The organism is Desulfitobacterium sp. THU1, assembly GCF_038181555.1.
Classification (GTDB): Bacteria; Bacillota; Desulfitobacteriia; order Desulfitobacteriales; family Desulfitobacteriaceae; genus Desulfitobacterium.
Map to the genome: position 1 here is coordinate 429,866 of NZ_JBBWUA010000001.1, position 11,103 is coordinate 440,968.

At 45.9% G+C, this 11,103-nt stretch carries 11 protein-coding genes; 7 read left to right on the top strand and 4 right to left on the bottom strand.

The window, feature by feature from the left end:
* Positions 1 to 73: 73 nt before the first annotated feature.
* The 6 genes from rodA (at position 74) to AAC978_RS02030 (ending at position 7,263) form a co-directional block, all read left to right on the top strand.
* A complete protein-coding gene (gene rodA, locus AAC978_RS02005; protein ID WP_341546281.1) occupies positions 74 to 1,237 on the top strand; it encodes a rod shape-determining protein RodA in 1,164 nt (387 codons plus the stop codon).
* Between the two features lie 162 nt (positions 1,238 to 1,399).
* Entirely contained in the window at positions 1,400 to 2,146 is a 747-nt protein-coding gene (locus AAC978_RS02010; RefSeq protein ID WP_341546282.1) for a murein hydrolase activator EnvC family protein, read from the top strand.
* 39 nt (positions 2,147 to 2,185) lie between these two features.
* Positions 2,186 to 3,061 carry a M50 family metallopeptidase gene (locus tag AAC978_RS02015; RefSeq protein WP_341546283.1) on the top strand — a complete coding sequence of 292 codons (876 nt, stop codon included), beginning with the start codon at positions 2,186 to 2,188 and terminating at the stop codon, positions 3,059 to 3,061.
* A gap of 377 nt (positions 3,062 to 3,438) precedes the next feature.
* Positions 3,439 to 5,295, top strand: a complete 1,857-nt coding sequence (locus AAC978_RS02020) for a TIGR03960 family B12-binding radical SAM protein (RefSeq protein ID WP_341546284.1) — start codon at positions 3,439 to 3,441, stop codon at positions 5,293 to 5,295.
* On the top strand, positions 5,292 to 6,008 hold the full coding sequence (locus tag AAC978_RS02025) for a TIGR03936 family radical SAM-associated protein (RefSeq protein WP_341546285.1): 717 nt from the start codon (positions 5,292 to 5,294) through the stop codon (positions 6,006 to 6,008). Before AAC978_RS02020 ends, AAC978_RS02025 begins: the two co-directional genes overlap by 4 nt.
* A gap of 10 nt (positions 6,009 to 6,018) precedes the next feature.
* Positions 6,019 to 7,263, top strand: a complete 1,245-nt coding sequence (locus AAC978_RS02030) for an Rne/Rng family ribonuclease (protein WP_341546286.1) — start codon at positions 6,019 to 6,021, stop codon at positions 7,261 to 7,263.
* A 37-nt stretch (positions 7,264 to 7,300) separates the two neighbouring features.
* Here the strand turns inward: AAC978_RS02030 and AAC978_RS02035 are convergent, their stop codons facing one another.
* On the bottom strand, positions 7,301 to 8,131 hold the full coding sequence (locus tag AAC978_RS02035; RefSeq protein ID WP_341546287.1) for a 2-amino-3,7-dideoxy-D-threo-hept-6-ulosonate synthase: 831 nt from the start codon (positions 8,129 to 8,131) through the stop codon (positions 7,301 to 7,303).
* A 65-nt stretch (positions 8,132 to 8,196) separates the two neighbouring features.
* Positions 8,197 to 9,312 (bottom strand): 3-dehydroquinate synthase II, encoded by a 1,116-nt coding sequence (locus AAC978_RS02040; protein WP_341546288.1) that lies wholly within the window; start codon positions 9,310 to 9,312, stop codon positions 8,197 to 8,199.
* 164 nt (positions 9,313 to 9,476) lie between these two features.
* On the opposite strand from AAC978_RS02040, the gene AAC978_RS02045 reads away from it, so the two are divergent.
* Positions 9,477 to 9,728, top strand: coding sequence for a hypothetical protein (locus AAC978_RS02045; RefSeq protein ID WP_341546289.1), 252 nt, complete (start codon positions 9,477 to 9,479; stop codon positions 9,726 to 9,728).
* A 109-nt stretch (positions 9,729 to 9,837) separates the two neighbouring features.
* On the opposite strand, the gene AAC978_RS02050 is transcribed toward AAC978_RS02045, so the two are convergent.
* Positions 9,838 to 10,386 (bottom strand): tetratricopeptide repeat protein, encoded by a 549-nt coding sequence (locus tag AAC978_RS02050; RefSeq protein WP_341546290.1) that lies wholly within the window; start codon positions 10,384 to 10,386, stop codon positions 9,838 to 9,840.
* An 18-nt stretch (positions 10,387 to 10,404) separates the two neighbouring features.
* Positions 10,405 to 11,103, bottom strand: coding sequence for an ABC transporter ATP-binding protein (locus AAC978_RS02055; RefSeq protein ID WP_341546291.1), 699 nt, complete (start codon positions 11,101 to 11,103; stop codon positions 10,405 to 10,407).

Consider the following 11,103-nt stretch of genomic DNA (forward strand, 5'->3'; position numbering starts at 1 on the left):
CAAAGCTTTGGCTGACTTATCCCTTGTGTTATAATGGAAGTTGTAATTTCGTGGTGAAAAAGGGGTACTACTTATGCTCGATCGTCGGATGCTGAAAAATATTGATATTCTCTTTGTATTTTTCTTTTTTTTGTTATTGGCTTCTAGCCTAGTCATACAGAGCACAGCATCTTTTAATGTTATTGAGTCCCAACCCTATCACTACCTAAAGATTCAATCCCTCTGGGTTGCCACAGGACTTGTTTTATGCACAATTGTAGCTTTGTTTGATTATCAAAAGCTCAGAAGATTTTCTTGGTGGATTTATGGGTTTAATATTATATTATTGCTTGCAGTATTTGCCTTTGGTGAGTCGGCCAAGGGAGCACAACGCTGGATTCCCATCACTTCGACACAAAACATTCAGCCTTCAGAATTTGCAAAACTTTTTATCATTATAACCTTCGCGGATTTCTTAGCTAAGCGTCAAGGAAAACTCAATCGATTTCGAGATTTTATTCCGCCCTTCTTATATATTCTCGTTCCGATGTTGCTGATCTTAAGGCAACCTGATTTAGGGACAACGTTAGTGTTTGTGGCAATTTTTATCGGGATGATGTTCGTTGCCGGGGCGAATCCATGGAAATTCGGTGGCTTGATTGTCGGTGGAGGACTTCTGGTGGCCTTAGCCCTGTGGTTGCATTTTTCCACTAACTTACCAAGCTGGTTGCAGTTTGCCCAAGGGCTTCCCTTGCCCCTTCATGAATATCAGCTCAAACGTTTGACAGTCTTTCTTGATCCTGCATCTGATATAAGTGGCGATGGTTACCAGATCATTCAGTCCATCTGGGCCATCGGGTCAGGTGGATTTTGGGGAAAAGGCTTTCGACAGGGGACACAGGCCCAGTTGGATTTTCTCCCTGAACACCACACCGATTTTATTTTTTCCGTAGTGGGTGAGGAATTTGGATTTATTGGTACCATCACCCTGTTGTTCTTTTTCTTTGTCTTTTTACTCCGAGCTATTAATATTGGCATGAAAGCTAAAGATGTATACGGGACGATTATTGCCGGGGGTGTTGTCTCGATGTTCACCTTCCATATTCTTGTCAACGTGGGCATGACGTCGGGGATTATGCCGGTGACCGGGATACCCCTCCCGATTATTAGCTATGGCGGAAGTGCCATGTGGACGAATTTAATGGCCATTGGCCTTTTGCTCAGTGTTAACATCCGGCGACAACGATTAATGTTTTAAGCGAAATCCCACCTGAACAACTAAGAACAGCTATGAAGCTGTTCTTTTTTTTCCTCCCCTTGCATAAGTTTTAGCAGGATGTACGAGCTTAGCACTGCTTGACTTCAGTTTAAATGCAGGAGGCATGAGGCAGTTAGTAATGGAAAAAAGCGAGGGAAACGTATGAATCCATATGAACGATGGGATGATTGGGAATGGGAAAGGGCGGCTCAAGAGGTTGGCAGAGAAAGAGGATATCGCAGCGAAGAGTGGCCCCGTAAACGACCATATATGACGAAAAGAAAACGGTTGGGGCCGTTATACCAATGGACTGGTCTGCAGAAGAAGACCACCCTTGCCGTAGCGTTTTTTCTTATGGTTTTTTTTGCTTCCAAAGGTGAGGATGTGATATCTGAAGGGCTCTATTCAGCCTATCAGGGAACGGTGCAAAGCAGCAATTATTATGCATCTCTTAACGGGATGGCTTTGCAAGTGCTGGGTATGGGTGTTGACAACAAAAGTACTCCAGTGGATGCCAGCATGCAAGGCAGATTTATACCGCCGGTCTCCGGCAAGGTTATGGCTGGCTTTGGAGAGGCGGGGGAGGGGCAAGCGAGCTTGCATCAGGGTATTGATGTTGCCAGTGCCTTGGGAATTCCAGTAATTGCTCCTTATCAAGGGGTCGTAACTCTAGTGGGAGAAGACCCGCAGTTAGGGAGGGTAATAAAGCTCGATTTTGGTAACGGTTGGACGGGGGTTCTCGGTAATTTTGGTGATATCGGAGTCACAGTGGGTCAACGAGTTGAGGCAGGGGAAGCTTTGGGTACGGTGGGGCTGTCCGCCCCTCTGAAGAAAACCTGGCTGCATATTGAATTCCGCAAGGATGGGGTGCCAGTGGATCCTTTACCCTATTTAGTGCCGGCAAATTAAACCGTTACGATAATTCATTGCAAAAAAGGAAGAGATCAGATGGAGATAGCTCGCGTTCAAGGGATTAGTATCATGGTTCATCCGACCTTTTGGTTGGTTCTGCTTGCTTATGGAGTCCTGGGAATGATAACCCAGGCTCTTCTTATCTTTCTTCTGGTGATGGGGCATGAATTGGCTCATCTTTTGACGGCTAAAGCCTATGGTTTCAGGGTGATTGGGTTAGAGCTTTATCCTTTTGGCGGTGCAGCTCTTTGTGAAGACCTTTTTGAGGGGAGGAAACTGGAAGAAAGCATGATGGCCGCGGCTGGGCCGGTCTTTAATCTTATTCTGCTTTTCGGTGCACAAACCTTGCGATGGGAAGGGATCTGGATGGGACCCCTGTCAGAGGATTTTGTGCAAATTAACTTTTGGTTAGCTGTGTTTAACCTAGTTCCCGTGCTCCCTTTGGACGGGGGCAGAGTGGTCCGGGCTATATTTTCCGATACCTTTGGTTTTGTTCAAACGACAAAAGGCCTGGCACGTGCGGGTCAAGCCTTCGGGACGATTCTAGGTATTATCGGTCTTGCCTTATTGGGTCGAGGAGCCTACGACGGCATCGCCATCTGTTTTCTACTGGCGGGGTTCTTCTGGGTGTCAGGGCACAAGGAAATTGCCTCGGCGCGACTGACTTTCCTGCGCCAAATTACTCGCAAGAAAGAGGAACTGCTCCACAAAGGTCTTATGAAAAGCAAATCCATCACTGTAACTGCAGACGTTCCCTTGATTCGTGTCGTGGAAGGATTAACTCCAGATCGTTATGCTCTAATCCATCTGCCAGGAGGTGAAGCCTTTGGGATTGAGCGCACCTTAACGGAAACTCAAGTTGTCGAAGGGATGCTCAAGAAAGGGATACAGTTCCCCATTGGGAAGCTTTAAAGTCAGAATATAAAGCAAGCTTTTTACATCATTCAGTCAGTAAACTGCGCTGAGCAAACTAAGGCTCAAACTCGCTTTGGGGACAGGGTTCCCGCCTAAATCGTCTCCTCGAAAGCACTGCTTTCGCACTTGTTCTCATAGGCAGCGCCACACCTCCATGTGAGTCGCCCATGCTGAAGTCTGGGTTCTCGTTTTCGTCAAGTTTGTTTTGCAGCTCGTTTGAAATCCTTCATTCCTGTAAAAAGCTTTCTTTTGGGTCTAGTAACCTGAAGCTTGCTTTCAAGGAGCTCAAGTTCCTATCTTGGCTTATCCTCTATCGTTGTGCTATAATTATTAATTACTGACGAACAAGCATAACAAGGAGGAGTAGCTGAAGCATGAGTGAGAATAAGGCGGCTGAGATTCATAAGCAGGTGGAACGTTTCCTGCCTAAGGTCATGAAGCCGAGTCGATATTTAGGCACGGAATGGAATGCAATACGTAAAGACTGGGATCAGACCAAGGTGCGAATGGCTTTTGCTTTCCCGGATGTCTATGAAGTTGGGATGTCTCATCTAGGGCTACGGATTCTCTATCACTTAGTCAACTCTTATGATGATTTTCTTTGTGAACGGGTCTTTGCCCCATGGGTAGATATGGAAGAAAAAATGAGGGAACGCCATATTCCCCTCTATGGGCTGGAATCAAATCAGCCCCTTGCAGAATTTGACGTGATAGGATTTACCTTACAATACGAAATGAGTTTTTCCAATATCCTTAACATGCTTGATTTGGCAGGTATTCCAATGCGAGCCAAAGACCGAGGCCCGGAACATCCTTGGATTATCGCCGGTGGTCCCTGTGCCTATAATTCGGAACCCATCGCGCCCTTTATCGATTTCTTGATGGTTGGTGAAGCAGAAGAGACCTTGCCGGAGCTGTTGCGATTAATCCAAGAGCAAAAAGAAAACCCGGTTTCCCGTGAAGAATTCCTATTAAAAGTATCTCAAGTCGAAGGGGCTTATGTCCCTGAATTTTATGAGGTTCATTATCAAGAGGATGGCAGAATCCAAAGGATTGAAGCAGATCCTCGCGTCCCCCAAGTGGTACAAAAGGCAATTGTCAGGGATTTGGATCAAAGCTACTTTCCGACCAGTCCCATTGTTCCTTACATGGAGATTATTCACGATCGCATGATGTTGGAAGTGATGCGCGGGTGCTCTAGGGGATGCCGTTTCTGTCAAGCGGGAATACTTTATCGACCGGTCCGGGAACGTTCGCCGGAAACTTTATTAAAGCATGCTGAAGAGTTAGTGAAATCTACAGGCTATGAGGAAATCTCCTTGACCTCTTTGTCTACCGGGGACTACAGCTGTATCCAACCGGTGATACGGGGGATCCTAGATAAATATAGTGAAGATAAAGTGAGTGTGTCCTTGCCTTCACTCCGACTGGATTCTTTTGATGTGAAGCTGGCCGAAGAGGTGCAGAAGGTGAGAAAATCTGGTCTTACTTTCGCTCCGGAAGCAGGCACTCAGCGTTTACGTGACGTCATCAATAAAGGGGTTACGGAAGAGAACCTGATGGAGGCGGCAGAATCCGCCTTTAAATCGGGATGGTCCAGTATTAAGCTCTACTTTATGATTGGTTTGCCGACAGAGACCCAAGAGGATATCGATGGCATCGTTACCTTAGCAAAGAAAGTGGTCGACTTAGGAACGCGACTGGGTCGACGTAATGTTCACGTCACGGTATCGACAAGTTCCTTTGTGCCGAAAAGTCATACCCCCTTTCAATGGGAGCCCCAAGAAGGGATGGCTTCTCTTGACCAGAAACAAAAATACTTGCGTGAGAAGTTGCGCGACCGTCGTATCAAATATAACTATCATGATGTGGAAACCAGCTATCTCGAGGCGGTTTTTGCGAAAGGGGATCGACGGCTGGCTGATGTGCTGGAACTGGCGGTTAAGAAAGGTTGTAAGTTTGATGGGTGGCATGAACATTTTAAATATGACACTTGGCTGGAATGCTTAGAGGAGTTAGGGCTTGACCCGCACTTCTACGCCAATCGGGCGATGGACTACGACGATGTCCTGCCCTGGGATCACATCGAGAGTGGTGTGAATAAACGCTTCCTCGTTGATGAACACCATAAAGCCTTGCAAGAAACGCGCACACTAGATTGCCGGCATCTGGATTGCACCGGGTGTGGCATCTGTCCTGATCGAGGGGTTCAGATTGATTTGAAAGGGTGAGAGCCTTGAGGGTAAGAATCGCCTATACGAAGCTTGAAGAAGCGAAATACATTGCCCATTTAGATTTAGCAAAGGTCTTTGAACGGGCTTTGCGCCGAGCGGGTGTCCGCTTGGCTTATTCGGAAGGATTTAATCCCCATCCGAAGATTTCTTTTGGCTCGGCGCTGGCCGTAGGAGTCGAAGGGGTAAACGAGTATGTGGATATTGAGTTGGAGCAGGAGATTGATCTTAAAGAGATTCTCGGTCGTTTGCAGGAGCAGCTTCCAGCGGGAATCCGTTTGAAGGAAGGTCGGCTTGTTACCCCTGCGGCTAAAGCCTTGATGGCAGTCTTGAATGCGGCAAGCTACGAGATTGCTGTTTCAATAGGCCTGCCGGTCAGCGAGGAACGGCTGCAGGAGGGAATTTCTGCTTGGCTAGGGAGAAGTCATGTAGCCTATGCTCGCTATAGCAAAAAGGGCAGGGTGGAAAAGGATATTCGACCTTGGGTTAAGGTATTGAAGGGAAAAATCCAAGGGGATGAAGCTGTCTTTGAATTAGAAGTTGAAGTAGGTAATCAAGGGAGCGTTCGACCCGAGGAGGTCATTGCTAGCCTTTGCGATTTAGAAAACCTCCCCTTAGATTTGGATCATCTACGCATCAAGCGAACCGGAATCTATGTGAACTACGAAGGACAAAAGTTCTCTCCCATGGATCATGAAGCCTTCGGGAAGTGAGGAAACGCCCGTGAAAGAGATTGTGCTGCAAGGACAAGGTCAAACCATGCGCGCAGCGGTTCTTGAAGATGGAGAGTTGGTCGAGGTTCATGAAGAGGAGGGCATGCTATCCCGTCTGGTTGGCAATATTTATCGAGGAAGGGTTGTCAACATTTTGCCAGGAATGCAAGCAGCCTTTGTCGATATCGGTCTAGAGAAGAATGCTTTCCTGTATGTGGGCGATGCAGTGCCCTTCCAATATGATGAGGATGAGAAGCTCCCGACCTCGACCGAGCTACGTGTGGAACAGGTACTTAAGCCTCGTCAAGAGCTTTTAGTTCAAATAGCAAAAGAACCTGTAGGGTCAAAGGGAGCTCGAATCACGACCAATCTTACTATTCCTGGTCGTTATGCCGTTCTGATGCCCCACACGGAATACGTAGGTGTATCACGCAAGATTACCGATGAGCAGGAGAGGTCACGTCTGAGGGAGATCGCACGAGCGGCCTGCCCGCCTGGGAAAGGGATTGTTGTTCGGACCTTAGCCAAAGGAATTGATGCCCAAGAACTTGTCGATGACCTGGAAGAGCTCGTGACTTTGTGGGATCAGGTAGAAAAGAAAGTTCCCCATGTTTCGATTCCGGGGTTGGTTCATCAAGACGTGAATCTGGTAGCGAGGGTGATTCGCGATTGGATCGATCGGGAGGTCGAAATCATTACGGTTAATCAACCGGAGGTTGCGGAAGGGATGCGTCAGGCTTTAAGAGAGTTAGGTCATCCGGCCGCGAACCACGTGAGTTTAATTTTTCAAGAGGATATCTTTTCTAGGTATGGTATCGATGATAAAATCCGTCACGCCCTTCTCTCAAGGGTATGGTTGAAGAGTGGTGGCTATTTAGTGATCCAGCAGACTGAAGCACTATCTGTCATTGATGTGAACACAGGAAAATATATAGGGGAGAAGTCCCTCCAAGATACAATCATGCATATTAATCAAGAAGCTGCTGCGGAGATTGCGCGACAGATTCGTTTGCGTAATTTGGGCGGAATCATTATTATTGACTTTATTGATATGACAACTGAAGAAGCCAAAGAGCAGCTAATGAACGTCCTGGAAAAGGCTGTAGCTCAGGATAAGGTAAAGTGTCAAATCATGGGCTTAACTCAATTGGGACTTGTGGAAATGACACGTAAGAAAGTAGGACAAACTCTCGAGGTACGCTATGGACAAGCCTGTCCCCATTGTGAAGGTACAGGGAGAATAGAGAAGGGTTGAAGGTCTGTGGAGATCTTCAACCCTTTTTACGTCAGTATTATGAGATGCGATTTTCTTGGGCAAAGGCTTGTGTCAATTCTTGCGCTAATTCTTCTAGTTTGTCTCTGGTGACTTGAGAATCTGTAATTAAGCGAATGGTGCTTAATAATTGGACCGGATTGGGGGATTGAAAAATGTTCCTTCCGATAGAAATCCCTTGGGCACCAGCCTGCAGAGCATCATAAATCATGAATAGTAGTTCAGCTACAGTTGATGTTTTTGGACCGCCAGCAATGACGACAGGAACCATAACCCCTTGGGTCACTTCCGAAAAGGATTCTACTGATCCGGTATAATTGACTTTTATAATATCTGCTCCCAGTTCTTGGGCAATACGGGCAGCATGTTTCACTTTTCTCGGATCAAACTCGTTTCCTGTGGAACCATCTCTGACATACATCATAGCTAGTAAGGGGATTCCCCAACGTTGGCAGTCTTCTGATACTCTGCCAAAGTCCCGAAGCATATGCGATTCGGAGGGGTTACCCAAGTTGACGTGAATAGAAACAGCTGTCGCCCCCAAACCAATGGCATGCTCTACGGTGGAAACAAGTTCTTTGCGTTGAGAATCTGAGGAAAGATTTGAGGATGCTGAGAGATGAAGGATGAGTTCACATTGGCTAGCTCCTAAAACGTTAGAAACTTGAGGAACAAGACCTTTATGAAGGACGATAGCATTAGCCTTTCCTTGAGCAATAAGGCTAACAGTCTTTGCGACATCCTCAATTCCATCGATGGGGCCAGCTGTGACTCCATGGTCCATGGGTACGATGATAATTCGGTCGGAGCCTTTAAAGAGACGCTTAAGGCGAATTTCTTTCCCAGTCACTCGTTTGTCCTCCTGTAATTGCTTTCGGGACAAGGAACCTGTCCCTTTGTCTCACTCTTGCCTTATTACTTTTCCAAGATGGTTTCGTTAACCTTAATTCCTACATGACGCCCTGGTTCGCCTACGTAGGATAGGAGTTGGTCTCCAGGATTAATAAGTGTTGCATTTTTGGGTTTTCCATCAGCACCCATGATGCGAATATGCCAGTCATCTTGAACAATGACGTTAATCTCTTTGCCTGCGGCCTCTCCCTTAATGAGGAGTAGAGGCCGTACTTCTGTTTTGATACGTCCCACGCTGAGAGTCCGTACTTCACCTTGGGTGTTTACGCAGAGGACATGACTTCCTGCCGCAAGGTCGGTAAGATATTCCGCGGTGTTATTAGGCATCCAAACGTAGGAGTGGACGGCTCCCGCATTCACTCGGAACGGGCGGAGATTCATATAAGGGAGGTGATGGGTCTCGGAACAAACAAGAATCCCGCCTTGGGAAGTAGATCCAATCAGCATACCTTCGTCTTGAGTCATGAGGCCGGTAGTATCAATACAGGACCTCAGCCCCATACCAATATGCCGAACCTCAGTTACAGTTAAGGGCTGAAGATTCAGCTTTGCGATAGTATCCTTTTGTAAAAAATCACATACTTTGATAATTTCATGAATATCCGTACTGGCAAAGGTAACTCCGTCGCTTCCTTGCTCCATGACACCGAAGCATACTTCCATATCAGTCAGGGTGGATACTGGTTTGAGAATGTTTGTTTTTCCTTGTTGAAGTCTAGCAATGATAAGCTCAAGAGGAATATTCGTGGGTAAGTCAAAATCCACGAGGGTATAGTCATAATTTGCAGCGTCTTGCCAAGCGGATTCTAAAGCAGTTCGGCCGACGATATCGAAGAATACACAAGTTTTATGACTCTTTGCTTTGGCATAGTGTAAGAGATTTTGATCCTTCGAGAGAACTGTTGCCTCGATACTAAGATCATCGATTTCTTCTCGTGTAGATATTTCGATCATAGCCTGCGTTTTTAAAGGGTAGTGCCCTTCATCCCATTGGGGTTTAGTAAGAATTATTTTTTCGATGATCGAGTTATTAATCAAACTCCATATTTCTTGACGTTCAATAGGGAGATTTCTACCGTCAAACCAAACCTCACGTCGGGAATCTCTTTCCTTTTCCAAACAATTTCATCTCCGTTTCTTAAGGGTGTCCGCTTATAACAAAATAACGTCAGAATAATGTATTCAAAAACCTAACAAAGGTGAAGAAAGGAGAAAGGAGCAAAATCAAATAATTACCATATAATGGAATGAAATTTTCAAATCTCTGAAGTGGGGTGTTGGTATTGGAGAAGATCTATGAATGTAAGAAATGCGGTGCACATCATTGGGCCTCTGAATGGGAAGAGATGACCTCAAATCTCACTGGAATTTCTGCCCAGAGGTATACGCTCGATTATTGCCCTTCCTGTAAGCAGGTTGGTGAGATAGAGGAAATAGATTATTTGAATTCAGGATTTTACAACAGGTTTTGGCCTTACTCTATAGATAAAAAGGATCTTCTTAACCAGTACCCCGAAATAGACAAGTGGCTGTGAGTAAGACCCGAGGGGTAGGGATATAGAAAGGAAAACAGCCACGATCCGAGTTGTTCGATCGTGGCTGTAAGTATGCAGAAACCTTGCCTGGTCTTATGAGTTTTAAGGACTATTCTCGTGTAATCTTTTCAAGGATTATTGGATCCTTCGTTATTTGGGAGAGCTTAGCCCAAACCGCCTTCGTCTGCTCTTTTTTTCCTACTCGTTTATATGCGACCCCTAAGTCATAGAGCAGTTGGTGGTAAAAAACCTCACTAATGGCCTTTTTGTCATGCTCATACCTAGTAATGAGGGTGTTAAAATCCTCAATCGCTGAACCGGTACGATGAAAAACCATCTCGGGAAGGTTAAAGTTTACATAAGCTCGGATGCTCCGAGTCTCGATATTTTGCGGGTCCTTGGCGATTACTTTGTCTAGCATTTTCATCCCGCTGAGGGCAAGCTTCAGCTTTTGATTAGGGTCAATAGAGTCCCGTCCCAAAAGAGCGGTTGAACTTCCTAAATAGGCTTCAACGAGAAGGCTTTGAGGATCGGCCCTGTGAAGCTTCTCAAAGATTTCGTAGGCCTTTTTTACTGCGTATTTATCCCCCGCAATTCCGAGTTCATGGAGCTTTACTCCATTGGAAAAAAGTTGTTGATGGTTCGGGTCGTTTGTCATTTCAGACCTCCCGCATTTTTAGATTTCGATGAACTTTCTGAGGTTTTCTTCATCTGCATGGAACTGCTCTGGAGTACCGCCGTAGACGATTTTGCCTTTGTTCATGATATAGATAAAGTCCGCTATTTTGGTTGCAAAGCGGATATTTTGTTCGACTAAAAGGATCGATAGACCGGTGTTTTTTAGACTAAAGATCTTTTCCCCAATATCTTTGATGATGGTTGGCGCAAGTCCCTCAAAGGGTTCATCCATTAAGAGCAAATCAGGTTCAGTCATCATAGCTCGCCCGATAGCAAGCATTTGCTGTTCTCCGCCACTTAATTTCTTCCCTAGCTGCTTCGAGCGTTCTTCGAGGATGGGGAATAATTCGTAGGTCCGATCGAGTAGATCGGTCGCCGATGCTGTTTTCTTGTTATACCCTATCATTAGATTTTCTTTGACTGTGAGAGAACGGAAAATTCTTCTTCCTTGGGGGACAAGAGCTATCCCCATTTGGGCTATTTTAAACGAGTGCAGCCCACTGATCCGATGATCTCGAAACGTGATTTCCCCCTGACTGGGTGGATTGATGCCGATGATCGAATGGATTGTTGTGGTCTTTCCCATACCATTGCGACCTAGTAAGGCAACAACAGAACCCTTTTCGACCTCTAGCGAAACCCCTTGAAGGATATGACTCTCCCCATAATGAGCATGAACATCCCTGAGCTTAAGCAT